At 69.1% G+C, this 24844-nt stretch carries 32 protein-coding genes and 1 pseudogene; 9 read left to right on the forward strand and 24 right to left on the reverse strand.

Annotation, left to right across the window (positions count from 1 at the left end; all coding sequences use genetic code 11):
• Positions 1–35: 35 nt before the first annotated feature.
• From rpsH to QSJ33_RS12135, 20 genes are all read right to left on the reverse strand, one after another.
• A complete protein-coding gene (rpsH, locus tag QSJ33_RS12040; RefSeq protein WP_285726441.1) occupies positions 36–431 on the reverse strand; it encodes a 30S ribosomal protein S8 in 396 nt (131 codons plus the stop codon).
• 12 nt (positions 432–443) lie between these two features.
• Positions 444–629 carry a type Z 30S ribosomal protein S14 gene (locus QSJ33_RS12045; RefSeq protein ID WP_285726443.1) on the reverse strand — a complete coding sequence of 62 codons (186 nt, stop codon included), beginning with the start codon at positions 627–629 and terminating at the stop codon, positions 444–446.
• Between the two features lie 13 nt (positions 630–642).
• Entirely contained in the window at positions 643–1206 is a 564-nt protein-coding gene (gene rplE, locus QSJ33_RS12050) for a 50S ribosomal protein L5 (RefSeq protein ID WP_285726445.1), read from the reverse strand.
• Between the two features lie 188 nt (positions 1207–1394).
• Positions 1395–1652: a 50S ribosomal protein L24 gene (rplX, locus tag QSJ33_RS12055; protein ID WP_420801399.1), complete on the reverse strand. Its 258-nt coding sequence runs from the start codon at positions 1650–1652 to the stop codon at positions 1395–1397.
• Between the two features lie 17 nt (positions 1653–1669).
• The gene (gene rplN / locus QSJ33_RS12060) at positions 1670–2038 is read right to left on the reverse strand and encodes a 50S ribosomal protein L14 (RefSeq protein ID WP_026852746.1); all 369 of its coding nucleotides are present in this window, start codon (positions 2036–2038) and stop codon (positions 1670–1672) included.
• Between the two features lie 9 nt (positions 2039–2047).
• The gene (rpsQ, locus tag QSJ33_RS12065; RefSeq protein WP_285726450.1) at positions 2048–2305 is read right to left on the reverse strand and encodes a 30S ribosomal protein S17; all 258 of its coding nucleotides are present in this window, start codon (positions 2303–2305) and stop codon (positions 2048–2050) included.
• An 8-nt stretch (positions 2306–2313) separates the two neighbouring features.
• The gene (gene rpmC, locus QSJ33_RS12070; RefSeq protein WP_285726452.1) at positions 2314–2514 is read right to left on the reverse strand and encodes a 50S ribosomal protein L29; all 201 of its coding nucleotides are present in this window, start codon (positions 2512–2514) and stop codon (positions 2314–2316) included.
• A 4-nt stretch (positions 2515–2518) separates the two neighbouring features.
• The gene (rplP, locus tag QSJ33_RS12075) at positions 2519–2938 is read right to left on the reverse strand and encodes a 50S ribosomal protein L16 (RefSeq protein ID WP_285726454.1); all 420 of its coding nucleotides are present in this window, start codon (positions 2936–2938) and stop codon (positions 2519–2521) included.
• Between the two features lie 9 nt (positions 2939–2947).
• The gene (gene rpsC, locus QSJ33_RS12080) at positions 2948–3595 is read right to left on the reverse strand and encodes a 30S ribosomal protein S3 (RefSeq protein ID WP_285726456.1); all 648 of its coding nucleotides are present in this window, start codon (positions 3593–3595) and stop codon (positions 2948–2950) included.
• Positions 3596–3597: 2 nt separating this feature from the next.
• On the reverse strand, positions 3598–3954 hold the full coding sequence (gene rplV, locus QSJ33_RS12085) for a 50S ribosomal protein L22 (RefSeq protein ID WP_285726458.1): 357 nt from the start codon (positions 3952–3954) through the stop codon (positions 3598–3600).
• 2 nt (positions 3955–3956) lie between these two features.
• Positions 3957–4241 carry a 30S ribosomal protein S19 gene (gene rpsS, locus QSJ33_RS12090; RefSeq protein WP_285726460.1) on the reverse strand — a complete coding sequence of 95 codons (285 nt, stop codon included), beginning with the start codon at positions 4239–4241 and terminating at the stop codon, positions 3957–3959.
• 11 nt (positions 4242–4252) lie between these two features.
• Positions 4253–5074 (reverse strand): 50S ribosomal protein L2, encoded by an 822-nt coding sequence (rplB, locus tag QSJ33_RS12095; RefSeq protein WP_285726462.1) that lies wholly within the window; start codon positions 5072–5074, stop codon positions 4253–4255.
• Between the two features lie 73 nt (positions 5075–5147).
• Positions 5148–5420 carry a 50S ribosomal protein L23 gene (locus QSJ33_RS12100; protein ID WP_285726465.1) on the reverse strand — a complete coding sequence of 91 codons (273 nt, stop codon included), beginning with the start codon at positions 5418–5420 and terminating at the stop codon, positions 5148–5150.
• Entirely contained in the window at positions 5417–6052 is a 636-nt protein-coding gene (rplD, locus tag QSJ33_RS12105; RefSeq protein WP_285726467.1) for a 50S ribosomal protein L4, read from the reverse strand. Before rplD ends, QSJ33_RS12100 begins: the two co-directional genes overlap by 4 nt.
• A gap of 1 nt (position 6053) precedes the next feature.
• Positions 6054–6680 (reverse strand): 50S ribosomal protein L3, encoded by a 627-nt coding sequence (gene rplC / locus QSJ33_RS12110; protein ID WP_285726469.1) that lies wholly within the window; start codon positions 6678–6680, stop codon positions 6054–6056.
• Between the two features lie 14 nt (positions 6681–6694).
• Positions 6695–7021 (reverse strand): 30S ribosomal protein S10, encoded by a 327-nt coding sequence (gene rpsJ / locus QSJ33_RS12115; RefSeq protein WP_043483643.1) that lies wholly within the window; start codon positions 7019–7021, stop codon positions 6695–6697.
• Between the two features lie 352 nt (positions 7022–7373).
• Positions 7374–9482, reverse strand: coding sequence for an elongation factor G (gene fusA, locus QSJ33_RS12120; RefSeq protein WP_285726471.1), 2109 nt, complete (start codon positions 9480–9482; stop codon positions 7374–7376).
• 105 nt (positions 9483–9587) lie between these two features.
• A complete protein-coding gene (gene rpsG, locus QSJ33_RS12125; RefSeq protein ID WP_285726473.1) occupies positions 9588–10058 on the reverse strand; it encodes a 30S ribosomal protein S7 in 471 nt (156 codons plus the stop codon).
• 12 nt (positions 10059–10070) lie between these two features.
• On the reverse strand, positions 10071–10469 hold the full coding sequence (gene rpsL, locus QSJ33_RS12130; protein ID WP_285726475.1) for a 30S ribosomal protein S12: 399 nt from the start codon (positions 10467–10469) through the stop codon (positions 10071–10073).
• Positions 10470–10633: 164 nt separating this feature from the next.
• On the reverse strand, positions 10634–10900 hold the full coding sequence (locus QSJ33_RS12135; RefSeq protein WP_285726477.1) for an FmdB family zinc ribbon protein: 267 nt from the start codon (positions 10898–10900) through the stop codon (positions 10634–10636).
• A gap of 128 nt (positions 10901–11028) precedes the next feature.
• Between QSJ33_RS12135 and rfaE2 the strand changes: the two are divergent.
• Positions 11029–11445 (forward strand): annotated as a pseudogene (gene rfaE2 / locus QSJ33_RS12140) (D-glycero-beta-D-manno-heptose 1-phosphate adenylyltransferase); the annotation flags it as partial.
• A gap of 91 nt (positions 11446–11536) precedes the next feature.
• Positions 11537–12124 carry a hypothetical protein gene (locus tag QSJ33_RS12145; RefSeq protein WP_285726480.1) on the forward strand — a complete coding sequence of 196 codons (588 nt, stop codon included), beginning with the start codon at positions 11537–11539 and terminating at the stop codon, positions 12122–12124.
• Between the two features lie 63 nt (positions 12125–12187).
• Here the strand turns inward: QSJ33_RS12145 and QSJ33_RS12150 are convergent, their stop codons facing one another.
• On the reverse strand, positions 12188–14347 hold the full coding sequence (locus QSJ33_RS12150; RefSeq protein ID WP_285726482.1) for a glutamine synthetase III family protein: 2160 nt from the start codon (positions 14345–14347) through the stop codon (positions 12188–12190).
• A 332-nt stretch (positions 14348–14679) separates the two neighbouring features.
• On the opposite strand from QSJ33_RS12150, the gene nadA reads away from it, so the two are divergent.
• From nadA to QSJ33_RS12175, 5 genes are all read left to right on the forward strand, one after another.
• Positions 14680–15648 carry a quinolinate synthase NadA gene (gene nadA, locus QSJ33_RS12155; RefSeq protein ID WP_285726484.1) on the forward strand — a complete coding sequence of 323 codons (969 nt, stop codon included), beginning with the start codon at positions 14680–14682 and terminating at the stop codon, positions 15646–15648.
• 61 nt (positions 15649–15709) lie between these two features.
• Positions 15710–17284, forward strand: a complete 1575-nt coding sequence (locus QSJ33_RS12160) for a sensor histidine kinase (RefSeq protein ID WP_285726486.1) — start codon at positions 15710–15712, stop codon at positions 17282–17284.
• Positions 17285–17599: 315 nt separating this feature from the next.
• Complete coding sequence (locus QSJ33_RS12165) at positions 17600–18409, forward strand: c-type cytochrome (protein ID WP_285726488.1); 810 nt, start codon at positions 17600–17602, stop codon at positions 18407–18409.
• Positions 18410–18503: 94 nt separating this feature from the next.
• Positions 18504–19199 (forward strand): response regulator transcription factor, encoded by a 696-nt coding sequence (locus tag QSJ33_RS12170; protein WP_285726490.1) that lies wholly within the window; start codon positions 18504–18506, stop codon positions 19197–19199.
• Positions 19200–19255: 56 nt separating this feature from the next.
• Positions 19256–20587: a class II 3-deoxy-7-phosphoheptulonate synthase gene (locus QSJ33_RS12175; RefSeq protein WP_285726493.1), complete on the forward strand. Its 1332-nt coding sequence runs from the start codon at positions 19256–19258 to the stop codon at positions 20585–20587.
• Positions 20588–20599: 12 nt separating this feature from the next.
• Here the strand turns inward: QSJ33_RS12175 and QSJ33_RS12180 are convergent, their stop codons facing one another.
• Both QSJ33_RS12180 and QSJ33_RS12185 read right to left on the reverse strand, forming a co-directional pair.
• Positions 20600–21349, reverse strand: coding sequence for a hypothetical protein (locus tag QSJ33_RS12180; protein ID WP_285726495.1), 750 nt, complete (start codon positions 21347–21349; stop codon positions 20600–20602).
• A 7-nt stretch (positions 21350–21356) separates the two neighbouring features.
• The gene (locus tag QSJ33_RS12185; protein ID WP_285726497.1) at positions 21357–21752 is read right to left on the reverse strand and encodes an acyl-CoA thioesterase; all 396 of its coding nucleotides are present in this window, start codon (positions 21750–21752) and stop codon (positions 21357–21359) included.
• A 41-nt stretch (positions 21753–21793) separates the two neighbouring features.
• Between QSJ33_RS12185 and QSJ33_RS12190 the strand changes: the two genes are divergently transcribed.
• Together QSJ33_RS12190 and QSJ33_RS12195 are read left to right on the forward strand one after the other, a co-directional pair.
• Complete coding sequence (locus QSJ33_RS12190; RefSeq protein WP_285726499.1) at positions 21794–22183, forward strand: thiol-disulfide oxidoreductase DCC family protein; 390 nt, start codon at positions 21794–21796, stop codon at positions 22181–22183.
• 32 nt (positions 22184–22215) lie between these two features.
• The gene (locus QSJ33_RS12195; protein WP_285726501.1) at positions 22216–23556 is read left to right on the forward strand and encodes a CPBP family intramembrane glutamic endopeptidase; all 1341 of its coding nucleotides are present in this window, start codon (positions 22216–22218) and stop codon (positions 23554–23556) included.
• Between the two features lie 2 nt (positions 23557–23558).
• On the opposite strand, the gene QSJ33_RS12200 is transcribed toward QSJ33_RS12195, so the two are convergent.
• Positions 23559–24782: a serine/threonine-protein kinase gene (locus QSJ33_RS12200; RefSeq protein WP_285726503.1), complete on the reverse strand. Its 1224-nt coding sequence runs from the start codon at positions 24780–24782 to the stop codon at positions 23559–23561.
• Positions 24783–24844: the final 62 nt, after the last annotated feature.

Genomic DNA, 24844 nt, shown 5'->3' on the forward strand with positions numbered 1-24844 from the left:
CCTTAGATGAAGGCCAGAGGCCTTTTTCAGGATGGTTACCAGACCTGGGCGAGGATCTCTCCGCCCACGTTCTGCTTCTTGGCGTCCTTGCCCGTCAGGAGACCCCTCGGGGTGGACAGGATGGCGATGCCGAGGCCCCCGTGTACTTCGGGGATCTCCTTCACGCCGGCGTAGATGCGCAGGCCGGGACGGGAAACGCGGCGCAGGCCGTGGATCACGTTCTCCTTGTCCTTCACGTACTTGAGGTTGACGATCAGGTACTGGCGGCCCTCGTGCTCCACTTCCTTGAAGGAGTGGATGTAGCCCTCCTGCTTCAGGATGCCGGAGAGCTGCGCCTTCATCTTCGAGGCGGGAACGACGACGGCGTCATGCCCGGCCTGGATGCCGTTGCGGATGCGCGTGAGGTAGTCGGCGATGGGATCGGTATACATGGTCCCCCTCCCTTACCAGCTCGACTTCTGGACACCCGGCAGCTCACCCTGGAGGGCGAACTTCCGGAAGCAGAGGCGGCAGAGTTCAAACTTGCGCATGTAGCCCCGGGGCCGACCGCAGCACTTGCAGCGATTGCGGTGCTGGGTCGAGAACTTCGGCTTGCGCGAATCCTTGACGATCTTGGAAATCTTGGCCATCGCGATCTCCTGGCTATTTGCGGAAGGGCATGCCGAGGTGGGCCAGCAGGGCCCGCGCTTCGGCATCGTTCTGGGCGGAAGTCACGAACGTGATGTTCATGCCCTTCAGCTTGTCGATCCTGGAGAAGTCGATCTCCTGGAAGATCGCCTGGTCCTTGAGGCCCAGGGTGTAGTTGCCGCGGCCGTCGAAGGACTTGGTGGGCACGCCACGGAAGTCGCGGACACGGGGGAGGGACAGGGTCACCAGGCGGTCGAAGAACTCCCACATGCGGGGTCCGCGCAGGGTGACCATGCAGGCGATGGGCATGCCGGCGCGCAGCTTGAACTGCGCCACGCTCTTCTTCGCCTTGCGGATGACGGCCTTCTGGCCGGCGATGGCGGTGAGCTCGTCGACGGCGGTATCCAGGACCTTGATGTTCTGGATGGCGTCGCCGACGCCCATGTTGATGACGATCTTCTGCAGGCGGGGCACCTGCATGGCGGAGGAGAAGGCGAACTCCTCCTTGAGCTTCGGCACCACCTCGGTGACGTAGCGAGCCTTGACGCGGGGCTCCGCGAGGCCTTGCTTGGCAGACATGGATTCCTCCATTTCCGTGGGACGGCTATGCCCCAGGGGTTCGGGAGGGCGAGGGGGCTTGGGATGGCGGTCCATCCCGTTTCCCCTCAACCTCGATTGTGAATGCGCTTGCGCGCGGCGGACCGTCCCGCGCACGGGACGGAAGGATCTATCCTCCCACGGATGGGAGGCATTTCAAAGCGAATTGCCTACTGGGGGCGCTTCCGGGTCCCCTTCCCCGTGGCGGGGTCGAGGAACATGACGTTGGAGGCGTGGATGGGGGCCTCCTTCTCGATCAGGCCGCCGCCCTCCCCGGTCTGGGGGTTGGGCTTGGTGGCCTTCTTGATCACGTTGATGCCGGCCACGACCACCTTGTTGGTGCTGGGGCTGACCTTGGTGATGGTCCCGGTCTTGCCCTTGTCCTTGCCGGCGATGACGACGACCTGGTCGCCCTTCTTGAGCTTCATCTTGGTCGCGGTTTCCATCACAGCACCTCAGGAGCCAGGGAGACGATCTTCATGTACTTCCGCTCGCGCAGTTCGCGGGCCACGGGGCCGAACACGCGGGTGCCGACCGGCTCGCCGTCCTTCTTGATGATCACGGCGGCGTTCTCGTCGAAGCGGATGTAGGAGCCGTCCTTGCGGCGGTAGGCCTTGCGCTGGCGCACGATGACGGCCTGGACGACGGCCTTCTTCTTCACGGTGCCGCCGGGGATGGCTTCCTTGACGGAGGCCGTGATGACGTCACCGAGCTGGGCGATCTTGCCCACACCACCGCCCAGGGGCAGGATGCAGCAGATCTTCTTGGCGCCGGAGTTGTCGGCGACGGTGAGCATGGTTCCCATCTGGATCATGTGAGCTCCTTACTCGCCGGCCTTCTGGACGATCTCGAGGACCATCCAGCGCTTGCGCTTGGAAAGGGGGCGGGTCTCCACGATCGTGACCACGTCGCCGATGGCGCAGGCGTTGGTCTCGTCGTGAGCCATGAACTTGGCGGTCTGCTTGACCGTGCGGTGGTAGAGCGGGTGCTGGAACTTGCGCTCCACCTTCACCACCACGGTCTTGTCGGCCTTGTTGGAGACCACGACGCCGTTGCGAGTCATCTTGTTTTCGAGGCTCATGGTGTCTCCTAGGCCAGCTTCGTGCGCAGCGCGGTCTTGACCCGGGCGAGCTCGCGACGAGTCTTGCGGATCTCGGCGGTGTTCTCGACCTGGCCCACGGCGTGCTGGAAGCGGAGGGTGAAGCGCTTGGCGGCCAGTTCGGCCTCCAGCTGCGCCAGCTCCTCGACGCTCTTGCCGGTCAACTCGGAAAAGGGATTCTTCTTGGTCATCGGATCACTCCTCCGGCGGCGTGCGGCTGACGAACTCAGACGCCACGGAAAGCTTCATCTGGGCCAGGCGAAGGGCTTCGCGCGCGGTTTCCTCGGTCACACCCTCCATTTCGAAGAGGATGCGGCCGGGGCGGATCACCGCCACCCAGCCATCGGGAGCCCCCTTGCCGGAGCCCATGCGGGTCTCGGCCGGCTTGGAGGTGGTCGGACGGTCGGGGAAGATGCGGATCCAGATCTTGCCGCCGCGCTTGATGTGCCGGGTCATGGCGATACGGGCGGCTTCGATCTCGCGGTTGGTGAGCCAGCAGTGCTCCATCGCCTTGAGGCCGTAATCGCCGAAGGCGAGATCGTTGCCGCGGGTGGCGACGCCGCGGGTGCGGCCCTTCTGGGTCTTGCGGTTCTTGACTTTCTTGGGCATCAGCATGGGTTCACCTCAACGCTTCACGGTCTCGGCGACCTGGTCGCCCAGGTTCACCCACACCTTGATGCCGATGATCCCGTAGGTCGTGCGGGCCTCGGCGAATCCGTAGTCCACGCCCGCCCGGATGGTCTGCAGGGGCATCTGGCCGGAGAGGTAGTCCTCGGTCCGGGCGATCTCGGCGCCGTTCAGGCGGCCGGAAACCTTGATCTTGAACCCCTTGGCGCCGAAGCGGATGGCGGCCTCTTCGGCCTTGCGCATGGCGCGGCGGAAGGCGATGCGGCGCTCGAGCTGCTGGGCGACGCCCTCGGCCACGAGCTGGGCATCGACCTCGGGCTTCTTGATCTCCTGGATGTCCACGGAGACGGGACGGTTCAGGCGCTTCTGGAGGTCCTCGCGGAGCTTGTCGATCTCGGCCCCCTTGCGGCCGATGACGATGCCGGGACGGGCCGTGAAGATGCGGACGGTCACCTTGTCGGCGGCGCGCTCGATGTCGATCTTGGAGATCATCGCGTTCAGGCTGTGCAGCTGCTTCTTCAGCTCGCGACGCAGCTTGATGTCCTCATGGAGCAGCGTGGCGTACTCGCGCTTGGAGAACCACTTGCTGTGCCAGTTCTTCTGGTGGACGAGGCGGAATCCGTACGGATGGACTTTCTGACCCATGACTACTCCTCCCCGCCGGCCTGGGCCAGCTGGATGGTGACGTGGCAGGTGCGCTTCTGGACGCGGTAGGCCCGGCCCATGGGGGCGGGGCGGACGCGCTTCATGCGGAAGCCCTCGTCCACGAACGCAGTCTTGACCATCAGGTCGTCCGGGTTGACGGACGGGTTCTTGTCGATGGCATTGGCCACGGCGGAATCCAGGAGCTTGCGGATGGGGTCGGCGGCGTACTTCTTGGCCTGGGCGAGGACCCACTGGGCCTCGCCGACCTGCTTGCCCCGGATGAGGTCCACCACAAGGCGGGCCTTCTGGGCGGAACCGCGCAGGTGGCGAACGGTGGCGCTGGAAACGATCTCAGCCATCGCTATTTCCCCTTCGCCTTGGTATCAGCCTTGCCAGCGTGACCCTTGAAGGTGCGGGTCAGGGCGAATTCGCCCAGCTTGTGGCCGATCATGTTCTCGGTGACATACACGGGAATGAACTTGTTGCCGTTGTGGACGGCCAGGGTCAGTCCGATCATCTGGGGCACCACGGTGGAGCGCCGCGACCAGGTCTTGATGACCCGCTTGTCGTTGGCGGCCTGAGCCGTTTCCACCTTCTTCTGGAGGTGGGCGTCAATGAACGGGCCTTTTTTCAGGGAACGTGCCATTGTCGGGCCTCCTAGTTGATCCGCTTGACGATGAACTTGTCCGTGCGCCGGTTGCCACGGGTCTTGTAGCCGCGCGTGGGCTGGCCCCAGGGCGTCACGGGGTGACGGCCGCCGGAGGTGCGGCCTTCGCCGCCGCCGTGCGGGTGGTCGACCGGGTTCATGACGACGCCGCGGACCGTGGGACGGATGCCCATCCAGCGGGTGCGTCCCGCCTTGCCGATCTGGACGTTCTCATGCTGCAGGTTGCCCACGGTGCCGATGGTGGCGTAGCACTCCAGGTGGATCTTGCGGATCTCGCCGGAGGGCATGCGGAGCTGGGCGTAGTCCTCGTCCTTGGCCACCAGCTGGGCGAAGGTGCCGGCGGCGCGGGCGATCTGACCGCCCTTGCCGGGCTTCATCTCGATGTTGTGCAGGATGTTGCCCACGGGGATGTTCCGCAGGGGCAGCGCGTTCCCCACCAGGATGTCGGCGTTCTTGCCGGCCACCACGGTGCGGCCCACTTCCAGGCCGTCGGGGGCCAGGATGTAGCGCTTCTCGCCGTCCGCGTAGACCAGCAGGGCGATGCGGGCGGTGCGGTTGGGATCGTACTCGATGGTGGCCACCTTGGCGGGCACCTCGAGCTTGTTGCGCTTGAAGTCGATGACGCGGTACTGGCGCTTGTGGCCACCGCCGATGTGGCGGGTGGTGATCCGGCCGGTGTTGGAGCGGCCTCCAGTGCGGTTCCTCTTGGCAATCAGCGAACGCTCGGGCTTGTCCGCGGTGATTTCCTCGAAGCCGGACTTGGACATGCCGCGCTGACCGGGGGTCGTGGGCTTGAGCTGTTTGATGCTCATCGTTGTCCTCTTGCCTCAGGGTTGAAAGGGGCGGGCGATAGTGGGCAAAGCTTTTCCGTCCGCCAGGTGACGCCTACTCGGCCTTGGGGCCTTCGGCGAGTTCGACATAGGCCTTCTTCTTGGGACCGGAGGTGCCCACGAAGCGGCCGAGGCGCTTGGTCCGGCTGGGGATCCGCACGGTGCGGACGCTCTTCACCTTGGACTGGAGCAGCAGCTCCACGGCCTCCTGGATCTGGTGCTTGGTGGCCCAGGTGGCCACCTCGAACACCTGGATGTTCTTCTCGCGCAGGATCTGGCCCTTCTCCGTGAGGAGGGGCTTGCGGATCACTTCGAAGATCTTGGTCATGGCTTCACCACCTCCTGGAGGGCCAGGACCGCTTCCTTGGAGAAGATCACCTGGTCGTACTTGAGGAGCTCGTAGACGTTCACGCCCAGGCTCTCGACGGTCTGCAGCTTGGGATTGTTGCCGGCGGCCAGGGCGAGCTTCTCGCTGGCCTCGGTGCCCACCAGCAGGGCGGAGCCGGTGACGCCGAGCTTGCCGAGGGTCTGGACCAGGGCCTTGGTCTTGTGGGTGGCCACGTCCCAGTTCTCGACCACCATGATCTGGCCCTGGGCCAGCTTGGCGGACAGCGCATTGCGGAGGGCCGCGCGGCGGGCCTTCTTGGGGAAGGCGTAGTCATAGGAGCGGGGGTGGGGTCCGTGGACCGTGGCGCCGCCCTTCCACAGCGGGCTGCGGATGGAGCCCATGCGGGCGCGGCCGGTGCCCTTCTGCTTCCAGAGCTTCTTGCCGGAGCCACTGACTTCCCACTTGTCCTTGGTCTTGGCGGTGCCGGAGCGGCGCTTCGCCAGGAAGTGGCGCACGGCCTCCCAGATCAGGTGCTGGTTCAGCTCCTCGAGCTTGAAGACCTCGGGCAGCAGGTCGACGGTGCCCACCTGCTTGTTGTCGAGATTGACGACGGGATGCTGGAACGCTGCCATCCTAGGCCTCCTGCTTGATGACGATGTACCCACCCTTGGGGCCGGGGACGGCGCCCTTGATGAGCAGCAGGTTGTTCTCGGCGTCCACCTTGGCGATCTCCAGGTTGCGGACGGTCACCTGGGCGTCGCCCATGTGGCCGGCCATGCGCATCCCGGGGAACACGCGGCTGGGATAGCTGGACCCGCCGATGGAGCCGGGGGCGCGGTGGAACATGGAGCCGTGGGTCGCGCGGCCGCCGGCGAAGTGGTGCCGCTTGATGACGCCCGCGAAGCCCTTGCCCTTGCTGATGCCGGTGACGTTCACCTTGGTCTTCGCCTCGAAGGCGCTGGCCAGGACGCTGTCGCCGGGCTTGGAGGCGTCGGCGGCGTCCACCTTGATCTCGCGCAGCACGCGGACCGGGGCGACACCCAGCTTCTCGCAATGGCCCTTCTCGGCCTTGGAGGCGCGCTTGCCGCCGTTGGGGTCCACGAAGCCGATCTGCACGGCCTCGTAGCCATCCTTCGCGGAGGTCTTGCGCTGCACGACCACGCAGGGGCCGGCCTGGATGACGGTCACGGGCACGATCTGGCCCTGCTCATTGAAGATCTGGGTCATCCCCAGCTTCTTTCCGATGATTCCCTTGGACATGTTTTCTCCCCCCTCTACCGGTTGCCCTGGCGGCTGAAGACCTTGATCTCCACGTCGACGCCGGCGGGCAGGTCGAGGCGCATCAGGGTGTCCACGGTGTTCTGGGTCGGGTTCAGGATGTCGAGCAGCCGCTTGTGGGTGCGGATCTCGAACTGGTCCCGGCTCTTCTTGTCCACGTGGGGGGAACGGTTGACGGTGTACTTGTTCGTCCGGGTGGGCAGGGGGATGGGCCCGGCCACCTGGGCGCCCGTGCGCTTGGCGGTGTCCACGATCTCGCGGGTGCTCTGGTCGAGCAGACGGTGGTCGAAGGCACGCAAACGGATGCGGATGTTGTCTTTCATGCTCACTCCATTGGGACGGAGACCGTCCATAGACGTGGGGCGCTGACCGCCCATGTGGATCTGTCCCGGAAACAGGGACAGGGCTGATCAGCATAACAAAAGCCGCTGGAATCGCAACGGCTTTTTGAGAGAACGCACGACCCCCCGGAGGGGGAAGCGGGTGGATCAGGAGGCCCGGCAACCCGAAGGTTCGAAGGACGGCCTCACCCCGAGAGGGGCTGGAACTGCAGGTAAATCAATTTATTACTGGTAATGCCTGAAATGCTGGCTGCGAGGACCGGCTTCGCCGGGCCGAGCGGCGGGGTCCGGGGGTGTGCGCGCAGCGAAGCGGAGCGCGGGACCCCCGGCTACGCTACTTGCTGCCCTTGACCTTGGCCACGATCTCCTCGGCCACGTTCTTGGGCGCTTCCTCGTAGTGCGAGAACTGCATGGTGTAGTTGCCGCGGCCCTGGGTCATGCCGCGGAGGGTGGTGGAGTAGGCGAACATCTCGGCCAGGGGCACCTTGGCGGTGACCACCTTGGAGCCGGCCCGGTCCTCCATGTTCTCGATGCGGCCGCGGCGGCTGTTCAGGTTGCCGATGACGTCGCCCATGTAGTCCTCGGGGACCACGACCTCGACGGCCATGATCGGCTCGAGGATCACCGGGGAGGCCTTCTCGCAGCCGGCCTTGAAGCCCATGGAGCCGGCGATCTTGAAGGCCATTTCGTTGGAGTCCACGTCGTGGTAGCTGCCGTCGAAGATGGTGACCTTGATGTCGACGCAGGGGTAGCCCGCGAGGACGCCGGACTGCATGGCCTCCTGGATGCCCTGGTCGGTGGGCTTGATGTATTCCTTGGGCACCACACCGCCCTTGATGTCGTTGATGAACTCGTAGCCCTTGCCGGCCTCGTTGGGCTCGATGATGAGCTTGACGTGGCCGTACTGGCCCCGGCCGCCCGACTGCCGCACGAACTTGCCCTCGGCCTCCACCCGCTTCCGGATGGTCTCGCGGTAGGCCACCATGGGCTTGCCCACGTTGGCCTCGACCTTGAACTCGCGCATCATGCGGTCGACGATGATCTCGAGGTGCAGCTCGCCCATGCCGGCGATGATCGTCTGGTTGGTCTCGGGATCGGTCTTCACCTTGAAGGTGGGGTCCTCCTGGGCCAGGCGGCCCAGCGCGACGCCCATCTTCTCCTGGTCGGCCTTCGTCTTGGGCTCGATGGCCACCTGGATGACGGGGTCAGGGAAGTCCATGCTCTCGAGGATCACCGGGTGCTCCTCGTCGCAGATGGTCTGACCCGTGAGGACGTCCTTCAGGCCCACGGCGGCGCCGATGTCGCCCGTGCGGACCTCTTCGATGTCCTCGCGCTTGTTGGCGTGCATCTGGAGGAGGCGCCCGATGCGCTCGCGGCGGCCCTTGGCGGCGTTGTAGACACCCGAACCCGCGGCCAGCACGCCGGAGTAGACGCGGAGGAAGGCCAGGGAGCCGACGAAGGGGTCGGCCATGATCTTGAAGATGAGGGCGCTGAAGGGCTCGGCGTCGTCGGCCTTGCGCTCCACCTCGTTGCCGTCGCCATCCATGCCCTTGATGGCCGGGATGTCGAGGGGCGAGGGCATGTAGCTCACCACCGCGTCGAGCATGGGCTGGACGCCCTTGTTCTTGAAGGCGGAGCCGCACATCATCGGCGTGAAGGTGAGGCTGATGCAGCCCTTGCGGATGCCGGTGCGGATCTCGTCCTCGGTCAGCTCCTCGCCGCCGAGGTACTTGTCCATCAGGGCCTCGTCCGTCTCGGCCACCATCTCGACCATCTTCTCCCGCCACTCGCGGGCGGTCTCCACCAGGTCGGCCGGGATCTCGCCGTAGATGACCTTGAAGCCCTTGTCGCCCTCGTCGAACGTCAGGGCCTTCATGAGGACGAGGTCGACCACGCCCTTGAAGTTCTCCTCGGCGCCGATGGGAATCTGGATGGGCATGGGCCGCGCCTTGAGGCGGGTCTTCATCATCTCGACGACGCGGAAGAAGTCGGCGCCGGGACGATCCATCTTGTTCACGAAGGCCATGCGGGGCACGCCGTACTTGTCGGCCTGCCGCCACACGGTCTCGGACTGGGGCTCGACGCCGCCCACCGCGCAGAACACGGCGCAGGCGCCGTCCAGCACGCGCAGGCTGCGCTCCACCTCGGCCGTGAAGTCCACGTGGCCGGGGGTGTCGATGATGTTGATGCGGTGCTCCACGCCCTTCAGCTGGCCGGTCTGGGGCGTCCAGGCGGCCGTGATGGCGGCGGAGGTGATGGTGATGCCCCGCTCCTGCTCCTGCACCATCCAGTCGGTGGTGGCGGCACCCTCGTGCACCTCGCCGATCTTGTGGATCTTGCCGGTGTAGTAGAGGATGCGCTCCGTGGTGGTCGTCTTGCCGGCATCGATGTGCGCCATGATGCCGATGTTCCGGTAGCGCTCGAGGGGAGTGTGGCGGGCCACTGCGGCCTCCTGAAAGGATCAGAACAGGATCGGAGTCGGGACTGCTTCAAAGACCTTCGTGGAAGGAGCCGCCCCGAAGGCGGCTCCTTCCGGTCGGAGGGACTGCTACCAGCGGAAGTGCGCGAAGGCCTTGTTGGCCTCGGCCATCTTGTGGACGTCGTCCTTCTTCTTGATCGCGGCGCCGCGGAAGTTCATGGCGTCGAGGATCTCGCCGGCCAGCTTGTCGCGCATGGTGCGCTCGCCGCGGGAGGCGGAGTAGGTCTTGAGCCAGCGCATGGCCAGGGAGGTCCGGCGGTTCTGGGGAACCTCCACGGGCACCTGGTAGGTGGCACCGCCCACGCGGCGGGACTTCACCTCGACGGAGGGCTTGATGTTGTTCAGGGCCTTCTGGAAGGCCTCCAGGGCCTCCTCGCCGGACTTCTTGGAGACGATCTCCAGGGCGCCGTAGAGGATGCGCTCGGCGGTGGCCTTCTTGCCGCGCTCCATGAGGATGTTCACGAACTTGGAGACGACGAGGCTGTTGTAGACGGGATCCGGGAGGATCTCACGCTTGGCGGGTGCGGAACGACGGGCCATGTTCTACCTCCCCTACTTCTTCTTGGCCGGCGCGGCGCCAGCCTTGGGGCGCTTGGCGCCGTACTTGGAACGGGACTGGTTGCGGCCCGCGACGCCGGTGGCGTCCAGGGTGCCGCGCACCACGTGGTAGCGCACGCCCGGCAGGTCCTTCACACGGCCGCCTCGGATGAGCACGATGCTGTGCTCCTGCAGGTTGTGGCCCACGCCCGGGATGTAGGTCGTGCACTCGATGCCGTTGGTGAGACGGACACGGGCCACCTTGCGGAGGGCCGAGTTCGGCTTCTTCGGCGTGGTGGTGAACACGCGGGTGCAGACACCGCGCTTCTGGGGGCAGGCGTCGAGCGCGGGGCTCTTCGTCTTGTTCTCGAAAGTCTTCCGCCCGAGGCGGATCAGCTGATTGATGGTAGGCACACCATCCTCCAAGGAAGGCTCCGGTGGATCCGGGCCTGGGCCCGAGAGGTCCCCCAAGGGGACATCGGACGGACAGGAAACGTCGCCGACCCACGGGGCCGGGAACCTCCTAGCCTATCGAAACGGCCATGGAAGTCAATGCACCGAATGCAGGCGCAGGCCCCTCAGCTCGCGAAGGGGCAGCCGCAGGCCCCGCTGGCGCAGCCGTGGCCCGAGGACGATGGGGCCGGAGCGGCGGCCGGGGTGGGCTCCGCGGCAGTGCTCTTGTACCAGCCGCCGCCCGCCAGCGTGAAGGCGCTGACGGACACCTGGCGCTTCATCCCCGCGGCGGCGCTGCACTTGGGGCAGTCGTGCGCCTCGGGGGCGGACATGCTCTCCAGCTTCTCTTCGCGCTGGCCGCAAGCTTCACAACGGTACTCGTAGAGGGGCATGGCATCCTTCTCCTGTCGGACACGTCCACGACCCTCCATTATATTCCGATTCGATCATGTCGTCATCCTCCCGGTTCTTCCCCACGGCCCAGGCCTTCCTGGCGGCGGTCCCCCGCCCGGGAAGGCTCTGCTTCACCAACGGCTGCTTCGACCTCATCCACCCCGGGCACGTGAAGTACCTGGAGGACGCCCGGTCCCTGGGCGACTTCCTGGTGGTGGGCCTCAACAGTGACGCGTCCGTGGCCCGCCTGAAGGGCCCCGGGCGCCCCCTCCAGGACGAGGCCGCCCGCGCGGCGGTGCTGCTGGGCCTGCGCAGCGTGGACGCCGTCGTGCGCTTCGACGAGGACACCCCGCTGGAGCTCATCCGCGCCCTCCGGCCCGACATCCTGGTGAAGGGCGGCGACTACACCCCGGAGACCGTCGTGGGTCGCGAGGACGTGGAGGCCCGCGGGGGACGGCTGGTGCTCATCCCCTTCCTCCCCGGCCACAGCACCTCCAGGATCGAGCAGCGGATCCGCACGGGACGCGGCGTCACGGTGGAGTAGCAGGCCGGATAGTCCGATCGGATGACGCAGCCGTGATGATTCTCCGCTAGGCTGGGCCCCGCCCCGTCCCGGGGCAGTCATCGGAGGTTCCATGCGTCGCACCCTCGCCATCGCCCTCGCCCTCGCGGGCGTCGCCCTCTCCGCCCAGGACATCAACGGGGGCGTCTACACCGGACTGTCCCTGCCCGTGGGCGACCTGAAGGACAAGTCGGGCCTCGGCACCAACCAGTTCTTCGGCGCCCACGTGGGCGGCCACCTGGACTTCGCCATCACCCGGAACCACGAGGTCCGTGCCCACCTGACCTACGAGAAGTTCCCCGGATCCGGCTGGGGCGGCTTCGACGATCCCAAGAACGAGTACACTGCCATCCAGGCGGGCGCGGATTGGGTCTACCACTTCGACGGCCCCCGCTCCGGCTGGTACACGGTGGCCGGCGCCTCGCTGAACAGCATCAAGGACGACTACGAGTTCAATGCCGGGGGCTACCGCATCAGCGGCAGCGCCTCCCAGAGCGGCAAGCTGGGCATCCGGGGCGGCGGCGGCTATTCGTTCACGCCCACCTTCTCCCTGGAGGGCACCCTCAACCAGGTCTTCACCGACAAGAACGGGAACGACGGCTTCGGCTTCGACACCGCCACCTGGGTGCAGGTCAGCGCCGTCTTCCGCTTCGGACGATAGGCGCCTTCCCCCGCCATGGAAACGGGCCGCGCGAGCGGCCCGTTTCCGTGGCTCCCCGCGCCGTCAGACCAGCGGGGAGAGCAGCTGCCAGTACTTCGGCAGGGGCCAGAGGTCGGCATCGCAGGCCTCCTCCAGGTGGTCGAGCACCTCGCGGAGGGCGTGCTTGGCCAGGTTCACCTTGTTCCCGAAGGCTTCGGTGCGGGCGTGGATGTCCTCCACGCCCTCGGCCTCCACCAGGGCCGCCTTCATGGCCGCCAGGCGGACCTGGGCCTCGCCGGCGAGGGTGACCTGGGCCTGGAGGGCGGCCTTCATGGGCTCGGGCACCGTCACGCCGACGGCCTGCAGCCGGGAGAGGCTCTCGGCGCGGGCCCCCAGGTCGGCGGTGATGGAGGGCAGGATCTGGGTCTCGGCCATCTCGCGCAGCACCTGGGTCTCGATGGCCACGGCCTTCTGGTACTGCTCGTGCCGGATGTGGACGCGGGCCTCCAGCTCGTGCTCGCCCAGGATGCCGGGGCGGGTGAAGACGGCCTTGGAGGCCGGCTGCTCCCAGATGTGCAGGGCCGCCACCGTGTCCTTGGCGTGGGGCAGGCCGCGCCGTTCGGCTTCCTGCTTCCACGCCTCGGAGTAGCCGTTGCCCTCGAACCGGATGGCCTTGGTCTCCACGATGACCTGCTTCACCACGGCCATGACGGCGGCCTGGTGCTCCTTGCCGGACTTCAGCTCCGCTTCGAGGCGGGCGTTCAGGCCTTCCAGGGCCTCGGCCACGGCCGCGTTGATCACCGTGAGCGGCAGGGCGATGGGCTGGCTGGAGCCCACGGCGCGGAATTCGAACTTGTTGCCCGTGAAGGCGAAGGGGCTGGTGCGGTTCCGGTCCGTGGCGTCCTTCTCGATCATGGGCAGGTTGGCGATGCCCAGGTCGAGGATGTGCTTGGCGGAGGCATCGGCGGCGTCGCCCTTCTCGATGGCATCCAGGATGTGGTTGAGCTGGGCCCCGAGGAAGACGGACATGATGGCCGGGGGGGCCTCGTTGGCGCCCAGGCGGTGGTCGTTCCCGGCGCTGGCGATGGCCGCGCGGAGCAGGCCGCCGTGGGTGTGGATGGCCTTCAGCGTGGCGCTGAGGAAGTAGAGGAACTGGAGGTTCTGCTCGGGCGTATGGCCGGGCTCCAGCAGGTTGGTGCCCTCCTCCGTGGCCAGGCTCCAGTTCACGTGCTTGCCGCTGCCGTTGACGCCGGCGAAGGGCTTCTCGTGCAGGAGGATCGCCAGGCCATGGCGCTCGCCCACGGACTTGAGGAGCTCCATCAGCAGCTGGTTGTGGTCGCTGGCGAGGTTGGCGGGCTCGTAGATGGGCGCGATCTCGAACTGGTTCGGCGCCACCTCGTTGTGGCGGGTCTTGGCGGGGATGCCCAGCTTGAAGCACTCCAGCTCCACGTCCTGCATGAACCCGAGGACGCGCTCCTTGATGCTGCCGAAGTAGTGGTCCTCCAGCTCCTGGCCCTTGGGCGGCTTGGCGCCCTGCAGGGTCCGGTTGGCGAACATCAGGTCGGGCCGCTGCTGGGCCAGCTCCAGGTCCACCGCGAAGTACTCCTGCTCGGGGCCGCACTGGGCCACGACGCTCTCCGTCTGCAGGCCGAAGTGGATCAGGGCCTCCTGCGCGCGGCGGGACACGACCTCCATGGAGCGCAGGAGCGGCACCTTGTGGTCCAGGGCCTCGCCGTGGTACCCGACGAAGGCCGTGGGGATGCACAGGGTCTTGCCGAGCGGGCCCTCCATGATGAAGGCCGGGCTGGCCGGATCCCAGGCCGTGTAGCCCCGCGCCTCGAAGGTGGCGCGCAGGCCGCCGGAGGGGAAGGAGCTGGCGTCGGGCTCGCCCTGGATGAGCTGGCTGCCGCTGAACCGCTCGATGACGGAGCCCGGCTCGTCCCAGGTGATGAAGGCATCGTGCTTCTCGGCGGTGGCGCCCGTCATGGGCAGGAACCAGTGGGTGAAGTGGGTGCAGCCCTGCTCCAGGGCCCATTCCTTCATGGCCAGGGCCACGCTCCGGGCCACCTCGGGCGAGAGGGCCACGCCGCGCTTCAGGGCCTGCTTGTAGGCCTTGTAGACGTCCTTCTGCAGCCGCTCGCGCATGGTGCGCTCGTTGAAGGTGTTGCAGCCGAAGTACTGGCTGATCTTGGTCTGGTCCAGCCGTGAGATGCTGGACGTGTCGAGCCCCTGCGCCTTGGCCATGTGTCCCCCCCTTGGACGAAAAGGCATGAATCCATATAGACCTGGACCGATGTCCGCCCCCGGGGGGCAGCCATCGGAATTCCACATCCACCTGGACCCTGCGATCCGATCTCAGGGTAACGGAAACCCACCTCCCGGGCCAGTCCCCGGGTCGGAATCCGGGGCTTGTGAACGGGCCCTGGCCCTCCTCGGAAACCTCCAAGCCCGGCAGGCGGGGCTCCCCCGTCCCCCGGCCCTGGCCTGGGAGCGGGCCGCCTTCGGGGAGGTCTTCGACCATCCCGAACCGGGTCAGCGGATCCGGCGCTTTCTGGACAAGGGCCTAGAATGAATCCATGGAACTGACCGCCCCCTACGTCCCCGACCTCGAGAGCATCCCCCCCGGCCTGGACCTGTTGGCGGAGATCCGGCGCCTCAAGCGGGAGCGAAAGGCAGTCCTCCTGGCCCACTACTACCAGGAGCCGGAGATCCAGGACCTGGCGGACTTCGTGGGCGACAGCCTCCAGCTAAGCCAGCAGGCGGCCCGGGCGGACGCGGAGGTCATCGCCTTCTGCGGCGTCCACTTCATGGCGGAGACCGCCAAGATCCTGAATCCCGGGAAGACCGTGGTGATCCCCGACATGGACGCCGGCTGCAGCCTGGCCGACCGCTGCCCTGCGGACTTCTTCGCCGAATGGCTGAAGCAGTACCCCGACCACGAGGTGGTGAGCTACATCAACTGCTCGGCCGGCGTGAAGGCCCTCAGCACCGTCATCTGCACCAGCAGCAACGCCGTGCGGGTGGTGGAGAGCATCCCGAAGGACCGGAAGATCGTCTTCGCTCCCGACCGGCACCTGGGCAAGTGGGTGGCGAAGCAGACGGGCCGGGACATGGTCCTGTTCCCGGGCTTCTGCATCGTCCACGAGCAGTTCACCGCCAAGCGGCTGGCGGCCCTGAAGGCCCAGCACCCCGAGGCCAAGCTCATCGCCCATCCCGAATGCGACGCCACCGTGAGCCAGCTGGCGGACTTCGTGGGCTCGACGGCCGCCCTGCTGAACTTCGTGGCCAAGGACAGCGCCAAGGCCTTCATCGTGGCCACCGAGGCGGGCATCCTCCACCAGATGCGCCAGCGGCGCCCCGACGCCGAGCTGATTCCCGCCCCCGCCGACAGCGGCTGCAACTGCAGCCTCTGCCCCTACATGAAGCTGAACAACCTCGAGAAGCTCTACCTGGCCCTGCGGGACCTGAAGCCCGAGATCCACCTGGAGGAGGCCATGCGCCTCCGCGCCCTCAAGCCCCTGGAGCGCATGCTGGCCCTGGGCTGAACCCCGGCCAGTAGCCGCAAGGGGGCCCGGCCGATAAGCTGGCGGGACACCCCGGGCTCCCATGTACCGCCACCGCGCCTCCCGCTTCCGATTCCTGCACCCGGGCCTCAAGGGGCCCACGCGGTGGCAGCGCCTGCAGCAGCGCAGCGGCCTCATCCTGCTGATCCTCGCGGGGCTCGTGACCGCCGGGATGCTGCTGCTGGCCCCGAAGCTCTACCTGCAGAGCCAGGACTTCGACGCCAGGAACGCCTATTCCGACGCCCACTGGGCCGATTTCGAGGCCGTGGAGCGCCACTGGAAGTCCCTGCCCATCCTCGAGTCCGTCCACACCGGGAAGGAGAAGGAGGTCCGCCAGTTCCTGGCGCAGCAGCCCCTGGTGGTGGCCCTCCTGGACCGGTTCGAGGGCCGGACCCTCTGGGTGCGCGAAGGGGGGCACCTGGTGCGCGCCCCGGAGGACGCCCGCTCCCAGCTCTACCTCGACTGGATGAGCCACGCCGAGATGGCGCAGCGCTTCGAGTGGAATCCGCCGAAGAGCCAGGACCCCGATTTCGGCAAAGTGGCCACGGTGGTCCTCCTCTCCGACCGGTGGCTGGTCATCAAGCGGTGGCGGCCCGGCGCACCCGAGGTGGAGCGGGAGCTGGAGATCGCCCTGGGCCCGAAGCCGAGCCTCCGGGTGGGGCTGGCCCAGGAATCCGACCTGGCGCGGACCGACCTGCCGATGGTGGAGTGGGGGAGGGCCCCCCACCTGCAGGCCGACCCCCGGCGGCTCTCGGGCTACTGGCTCCAGGCCATCACCAAGACGAACGCCTTCGGGGAGGGCTGGAACCTCGGGGGCATCCCCTTCGAGGAGCAGGAGCTGGCCTACCGGAAGGCCTACACCAAGCAGCGGAACGCCGCCTATGCCGTCTCCGTCCTGGTCGGGATCGCCATCAGCCTGGGGCTGTGGCTCCGGCACCGGGCCCGGCGGCGGGCCGTGCTGGACGCCGACCGCATGGCCTCCCTCACCCACAGCCTCAAGACCCCCCTGGCCCTCCTGAAGTTCCGGTGCGACTCCCTGCGCCTGGGGCGCCTGAGCCCCGAGCGGGCCGACGAGGAGCTCCTCAAGATCGGCGAGGAGGTGGACCACCTCACCCTCATCATCGAGAACGGGCTCCGGGTGATCCGGGGCGGCGGCTCCACGGGTCCCCGGGCCCAGGCCACCCCCGACTGGATTCGGGACGTGGCGGAGGACCTGCGGCCGGGTTTCGAACTCGAGGGCCGCACCCTCCAGCTGGGCCTGTGCGAAACCTCCGGCCAGGCGCCCCTGACCTCCCTCCGCGCCGCCATCCTCACGCTCCTGGAGAACGCCCTCGGCCATGGCCGCGGGACGGTCTCCCTGGAGACCTGGCGGACCCGCCGCCGGCTCTGCATCCAGGTGAGCGACGAGGGCGAAGGCCTGGCCCCCCATCAGGTCAAGGCCCTCGGCAAGCCCTTCCAGCGCATCCGCGAAGCTGGCAAGGAGGGGTTCCTGCGGGAGGGCCAGGGCCTCGGCCTGAGCCTCCTCGTGCAGGTGGCGGAGCAGGAGGGCTGGGGCCTCACCTTCGCCTCCGCGCCGGGCGAGGGCTTCGCCGCCATCCTCGAGATCCCCGTCGCCTGAGCCGTTCCCCGCCCCGGTTCGGCACGCCTCGCACCACCCCCCGATCGCACGCGACGCCCGTCGCGTGCTCCCGCTCCTGCTGCGCCTTCGGCTTGCCCTCGCGGAGGGGACCCCGTGGCTGGGGCCTCACCTTCGCCTCCGCGCCGGGCGAGGGCTTCGCCGCCATCCTCGAGATCCCCGTCGCCTGATCCGTGCCGGAGCCCATGGGACCTGCATCTCCAGTGACCTGGAGGCCTGCCTCGTGACGGTCATCACGGGTCGGGAACCCGCGGGAAGCTAGCATCACCCGGGGGCGTACCCCCGGGGGAGGTGGCCATGGTCACACGGTGGAAGAGCCTGGCATGGTTCGGCCTGGCGGCCTTCGGGCTGGCCCTGGTGGCCGGGCAGGCGCCGAAACAGGTGCCGCTGAACGCGCCGCCCGAGTCCACCCTCCCGGAGGGCCCCCTGGGGGAGGCCATCCGCCTGGGCCGGCAGATCTTCACGAACACCCCCGTCCACGCCGCGGCCTACTCCGGCAACGCGCTGAGCTGCAGCAGCTGCCACCTGGAGGCGGGCCGCGCGGCCAACGCCTCGCCGATGGTGGGCCTCTGGGGGGCCTTCCCCACCTACCTGCCCCGGGCCGGCCGGGTGGGCACCCTGGAGGACCGCATCAACGGCTGCTTCCTCCGCTCCATGAACGGCAAGCCCCTGCCCGCGGGCAGCGCCGAGATGCGGGGGATGCTGGCCTACATCTGGTGGCTCTCCCGGGACGTGCCCGTGGGCGTGGACGTCGCGGGACGGGGCATCCCGGCCTTCCCGGCCCCGGCCCAGCCGGATGCGGCGAAGGGGAAGTCGCTCTATGCCCGGTCCTGCGCCTCCTGCCACGGGGCGGACGGCCAGGGTGCCGCCGATGCCCCGCCCCTCTGGGGGCCCCGCTCCTTCAACCTCGGCGCCGGCATGGCCCGGACCAGCAAGGCCGCGGCCTTCGTGAAGGCCAACATGAGCGGCCTCGACGGGGGCGCCCCCCTCACGGCCCAGGAGGCCTACGACGTCTCGGAGTACTTCACCCACCAGCCCCGGCCGGACTTCCCCGCCAAGGTGAACGACTGGCCGAAGGGCGGGAAGCCCGCGGACAGCCGCTACTAGGCCTCCTGATCCGCTTGGAAATTGCAGCATGGGGCTCTTGCCTTTCCAAGGCAACGTGTGCATCTTGGAATGCCTGTTCCTTGAGCGAGACGCCGTGACCCACATCCTCGTGGTGGAGGACGAGCCCTCCCTCTGCCAGCTCCTCGTCAACAACCTCAGCTTCGAAGGCTACTCCGTCGAGGCCGCCGGGGACGGTGTGCCCGCCCTGGCGGCCCACGCGGCCCGCCGGGCGGACCTCATCGTCCTGGACCTCATGCTGCCCCAGATGGACGGCTTCGAGGTCCTGCGGAACCTCCGGGAGCGCAAGGACGAGGTGCCGGTGCTCATGCTCACGGCCCGCGGCCAGGAGACCGACCGGGTGCAGGGCCTGAGCCTCGGGGCCGACGACTACCTGGTGAAGCCCTTCTCGGTGCTGGAGCTGATCGCGCGGGTGAAGGCCATCCTCCGCCGCACCCGCCCCGTGGACCGCCCGCCCCTGCTCCGTTCCGGCCCCTTCCGCTTCGACCTGCCCCGCCTCGAGGCCCGGCGGGAGGGCAGGACCCTGGACCTCACGCCCCGGGAATTCCGCCTCCTGGAGATCCTCATCACCCATCCGGGGCGCACCCACAGCCGGCGGGAACTGCTCCAGCTGGCCTGGGAACCCGACGCCCGCCCCTCCGCCCGCACGGTGGATGTCCACATCGCCAACCTCCGGAAGAAGCTGGGAGAGGAGCAGGGCACGCCCTGGATCGCCACCGTGGGCGGCGAGGGCTACCGCTGGGTGACGCCCGTGGAGCCTGAGCCGGCCTGAGGCCCTCTCGCCGGACGGACATGGCCAAACCCTGGGGCCTGCAGGCAGAATGGGACATGACCAAGCCCTGGAACCCCCACAGCTGGCAGCGCTTCCCCGCGGAGCAGCAGCCCGCCTACCCCGAACCCACCGCGCTGGAGGGGGTCCTGGCGCGGCTGCGGCAGCTCCCGCCCCTGGTGGTGCCCGAGGAGGTGGACCGCCTGCGGGGCCTGCTGGCGGAGGCGGCGGCCGGCCGGCGCTTCCTGCTCCAGGGCGGGGACTGTGCCGAGCAGTTCAAGGACTGCGCGCCGGAGGCCATCGCCGGGAAGCTGCGGGTGCTGCTCCAGATGTCGGTGGCCCTCACCCACGGCGGACGCAGGCCCGTGGTGCGGGTGGGCCGCATCGCCGGCCAGTTCGCCAAGCCCCGCAGCAAGGCCACGGAGCTGATCCGCGGGCGGGAGCTGCCGAGCTACCGGGGCGACCTGGTGAACGCCCTCGAGGCCACGCCCGAGGCGCGACGCCCTGACCCGTCCCGGATGCTGGAGGCCTACTTCCACGCCGCCGCCACCCTCAACCACCTGCGGGCCCTCACGGCCGGCGGCTTCGCGGACCTGCACCACCCCGAGCGCTGGGAGCTGCCCGGCGGCACGGGCGAGGTGCCCGAGTACCGCCGGACCCTGGACCAGGTGAAGGAGTCCCTGGATTTCCTGGAGGCCCTGGGCGGCGTCCAGCGGGACGCCCTGGAGCGCATCGACTTCTTCACCAGCCACGAGGCCCTCCTCCTGCCCTTCGAGGAGGCCCTCACCCGCTGGGTGGTCGAGGCCGGGGCCTACTACAACCTCGGCGCCCACACCCTCTGGGTGGGCGAGCGCACTCGGCAGCTGGACGGGGCCCACATCGAATACCTCCGGGGCCTGCGCAACCCCCTGGGGGTGAAGGTGGGCCCCAGCGCCACGCCGGAGCATCTCGTGGCCCTCCTCGACCGTCTCGACCCGGGGCGCGAGGCGGGACGCATCACCCTCATCTCCCGCTTCGGCGCCCGGCGGATCCGCGAGGCCCTGCCGCCCCTGCTGAAGGCCGTGCAGGCCGCGGGGCGGACCGTCCTCTGGAGCTGCGATCCCATGCACGGCAATGGGGTCGAGAGTGCCCAGGGGCTCAAGACCCGGGACTTCGACGCCATCCTCGCCGAGCTCCGCCAGGCCTTCGAGATCCACCGGGAGCTCGGCTCCCACCTGGGCGGCGTCCACTTCGAGCTCACGGGCGAGGCCGTGACGGAATGCACCGGCGGCACCCAGCGGCTGTCGGAGGTGGACCTGGCGAAGGCATACGAGACCGGCTGCGACCCGCGGCTGAACGGCGTCCAGAGCCTGGAGATGGCCTTCCTCATCGCGGAGATGATGCGGGGCTGACCGCCGCGCCGGTCACTGCACGGTGGGGTGCAGCGCCTCCACGCCCAGGCGCAGGTCCAGCGCCTCGAAGGGGGCCTGCAGCACCAGGGAGGTCCCGGGCTCCAGGTCCGGGAGGGGCTTCAGCCGCGGGGCGGGCAGCAGCAGGACCTCGCCGGGCCGCAGGAGGGGGAGCTCGATGCCCTCCCAGGCACTGAAGGGGATGCGCCGCCGGTGGGTGCCCGTCCGCAGGTCCAGCTGGCCCTGGGGCCAGTCCGTCACCATCCAGGCGCCCAGGACCGCGCCTCCGGCGTCCTCCAGGGCCAGGCAGAAGCCGGCGGCCGCGCCGCCCAGGGTGCCCAGGGCGGCCAGGGTCGGGCGCGGGGGCGCCTGGAGCAGGCCGCCGGGGCCGGCCACCCGCAGGCGGTCCAGGGCGCCGCCGCCGGCCTGCCGCAGGGTGGCCGGCCGGGGCAGACAGGGCAGGAGGGTCACCGCGTCCGGCCGCGGGGCCAGGGTCTCCGGCAGGGTGCCGCGCCGATCCCATTTCTCCGCATAGGCCAGGGTCTGCCGGAGGCGGGCCAGGGCCCGGGGTCCACCCTCCAGGGCGCGCCGGAGGCTGGGGGGCACGAGCACCTCCGCCAGCCGGTCCGGCGCCCCCTCCCCGAGCTTGCGCAGTCGCACGGCCTCGAGGCGGTTCAGGTCCGCCAGGCGGCCCGAGTCCAGACGGGCCACCAGGGCCCGGCGCTCGCCGGGGCCCTCCGCCCAGACTGCCGTGCCCAGGATCACGGCCGGCTCAGGCCTGGGCCTCGAGCCAGGCGCGTGTGCCCGGCGCGAGGGCCCTGGGCCGGTTGGTGGCGAAGTCCAGCATCACCTGGACCGTCCGCCCTTCCGCGAAGAGCTCTCCCCCCAGGCCCTTCGTGAGGCGGTAGGTCAGGTCGAAGGAACTGTTGCCCACCTTGGTGCAGTGGAGTTCCACCCGCACGTCGTCCCCCAGGAGGATGGGCATGCGGTAGTCCACCTCCACCCGGGCGATGAGGAAGCCCTCCTCCTGGAACTTGCGGCCGCCCAGGAAGGTGCGCCACCACTGGAACCGGCCCTGTTCCATGAAGCTCACCACCACGGCGTTGTTCACATGCCCCATGGCGTCCAGGTCGCTGAACCGCACCTCGATGGGATGGGAAAAGGGCATGGCCGCCTCCTGGCTCAAACCTTACCCCAACCCGTGCGATCATGCCGCGGACCGCCATGCCCGCCCCCCTGCTCATCGCCTACGACCCCGACTGCAGCCTCTGCTTCCGCATGGCGCTCTGGCTGGCCCGGCGGGACCGGCGCGGCCTCCTGCTGGTGGCCCCCCTGCGGGACCCCGAGGTCCTGGTGCTGGCGCCGGAGCTGGCGGGCCGCGACCTCTCGCGGGAGATCCACGGACTGGACCTGGGCACCCGCCGGATCTGGCAGGGGGCGGAGCTCCTGGCCCCCATCGCCCGGCGGCTGCCCGCCTGGGCCTGGGCGGCGCCCCTGCTGCGGATCCCGGGCGTGACCGCCCTGGTCCACCGCCTCTACCTCGGCTGGTCGGGGTGGCGGTTCCGCCGCACGGGGCGGCTGCCCTTCCGGGATGGCTGACACCCCCGGCCGGGCCACGGCATCCTGGAACCATGGACGCCACCCCCGCCTCTCCCTGGCAGCCGGACCGCCGCTGGGCGGATCCCCTCATCGCCCTCCTGGCCACCCTCGCCCTCCTGGCCGCGGGCCTCACGCTGCTGTCGAAGCGGGCCAGGGCAGGCCGACCCGCGGACCACGCGAGCCTCCAAGGCCGGATGATGGAGCCGCTGCTCTCGGCGCCCAGGCTCCTCGGAACCCGGATGCCCCTCCGGGGGACGAGCGCCGCCCGGGCCCAGGCCCAGCTCAAGGAGCCCTGGGACCGCGCGCTCCTGTCCGTGCTGGCCGCGGAGGATGGGGATCTGGTCATGGGCCGGGACCTGGCCAGGGCGCCCCAGGGGCCCTGGGGCGACCGCTTCCGCGCCGCCTGGGCCGCGGCCTACGACCACGGCCCCCTGCCGGGAGGCGCGCTCGCCCCGGAGCTGCGCGAGCGGCTGGGGCACGGGTACGCCGCGGCCATGCTCGCCTCCCGGCTGGCGGACCGGGTCGGCGGGAACGGCGAGGCGCTGCGGACTGCGGCCCGGGAGGCCCTGCTCCTGCGCCTGGCGGCCCTGGGCGCCTTCGGCCTGCTGGTGACGGGCCTGGGCCTGGGCGGGGTGGCCGTGGGGATCTACCTGGTCGCCACGCGGAAGGCGCCCCTTCCCCGCCCCCTGCCGGAATGGGGCCTGTCGGGCCGCGCCGCGGCCCTGGTGCTGCTCACCTGGTTCCTGCTCTTCTTCCTGGCGGGGAACCTGGCGGCCCTGCTGATGGCGCCCTTCCCCCACGTCCGCTGGCTGGCGGTGCCCCTGGGCTACGGCCTCCACGCGGCCGGAGGCCTCGCCCTGCTCTGCCGGGCCGAGGGCATCCCCTTCCGGGAGCTGTGGCGGCGCCTCACCCCACCCCCGGCGCGGCGGGCCCTGGCCTGGGGCCCCGCCTTCCTCGCCCTGGCGGTGGCGATGGTGATGGGGCTGGCCCTGGTGCTCGGCCCCTTCCTCAAGTCCGACGAAGCGCCCCAGCGGGAACTGGTGGAGCTGCTGCGGGGCCTCAGCGGCTGGGGTCCCACGGTGGCCATGTTCCTGGTGGTGGCGGGGCTGGCGCCCTTCTTCGAGGAGACCCTCTTCCGGGGCTTCCTGTTGCCGGTGCTGGCCCGGCGCTGGTCCATGACCTGGGCCCTGCTGGGCTCCGCCCTGCTCTTCGGGGCCATCCACCTCCAGCCCCTGGGGCTGCCCACCCTCAGCGCCCTGGGCCTGGTGCTGGGCCTGGCCATGCGGCGCACGGGCAGCGTCTGGACCGCCATCCTCGTCCACGGCTGCTGGAATGGCGCCGTGTTCATCCTGATGCGGACGCTGGGGGGCTGAGCCTAGTCGTTCCAGTGGAAGTTGGCCAGGGCCGGCGCCAGCCACCAGAAGAGCTGGAGCAGCAGGAAGAGGAGCACCACCCACTTCAGGACGCGCAGCCAGTTCGTGCCCTCCTCCGGCCCCCGGGCCTGGGTGCGCCGCGTGGTGAGGTAGGACGCCACCGGGTCCTCCGCCAGGTCGATCCGCACGGGCTGGCTCTTCCTGAGGCGGGCATCGGTGGTCTCCTGGGCCGCCGTCAGGGGGGCCTGCTCCGAGGCGCGGAAGCGGCTCACGGAGACCATGCCGCTGGCATCGTCCTCCTGGGTGAGGGCGCCGAAGAGCTTGGCCCGCAGGTGGGCCGGGCCCGGCAGGGCATCGATGAGCTCCTCCATGAACTCGGGCAGCGTGGTGTGCCGCTCATCGGGATCCGGGGAGAGGGCCCGCTGGAAGACCCCGGCCAGCTGCGGGGGCATGTCCGGGGGAATGGCCACGGGGTCCTGGAGGATGTGGATGATGATCTCCGTGAGCCCGCTGCCCGGGTGGGGAAGCTGGCCGGTGAGGAGCTCGAAGGCCGTGGCGGCGAAGCTGTAGCGGTCGGAGGCGGGGGTGCCCTCGCCCCCCTTCAGCACCTCGGGCGGCGCATAGGCCGGCGAGCCCAGGAAATCGCCCGTGACCGTGAGGCGCAGCGCCAGGGTCTGGGCGTAGCCCGTGTCCTCCCCCTCCGGCGGCAGATCGGGATCCAGGGGGCCCTCGGGCATCAGCCCCATGTGCCCCAGGGTGCGGGCGATCCCGAAATCCATGAGCTTGGCCCGGCCCTCCTCGCTCAGCAGGATGTTGTCGGGCTTGATGTCCCGGTGCACGATGGCGCGCCGATGGGCGGCCCGCAGGGCCCGCATGGCCTGGATCAGCACCCGGACGCTGGTCTCCAGGTCCAGGTCCTTCTCCTTGATGTGCTTGCCCAGGCTCTTGCCCTCGACGTACTCCATGGCCAGGAAGGGGCCGATCTCCTCTTCCACGCCCACGTCGAAGACGGTGACCACGTTGGGGTGGTTCAGCTGGGCGCTGATCTCCGCCTCCCGGCGGAACCGGAGCATGGCCTGGTTGCGGGCCTCCCCCGCCACCTTCACGACCTTGATGGCCACCCGGCGCTTGAGGAGCGGGTCCTCGGCCAGGTAGACCGCCCCCATCCCCCCCGATCCGATGGGTCTGATCACCTGGTAGCGACCGATGCTCTTGGGATCCGGCATAGACTTCCGATTCTAGGTTCATCGGCAGCGCATGTAGAATCTTAGGTTTGGCAGGAACCTAC

This window comes from Geothrix rubra, assembly GCF_030268065.1.
In the GTDB taxonomy this organism is placed as follows: Bacteria; Acidobacteriota; Holophagae; order Holophagales; family Holophagaceae; genus Geothrix; species Geothrix rubra.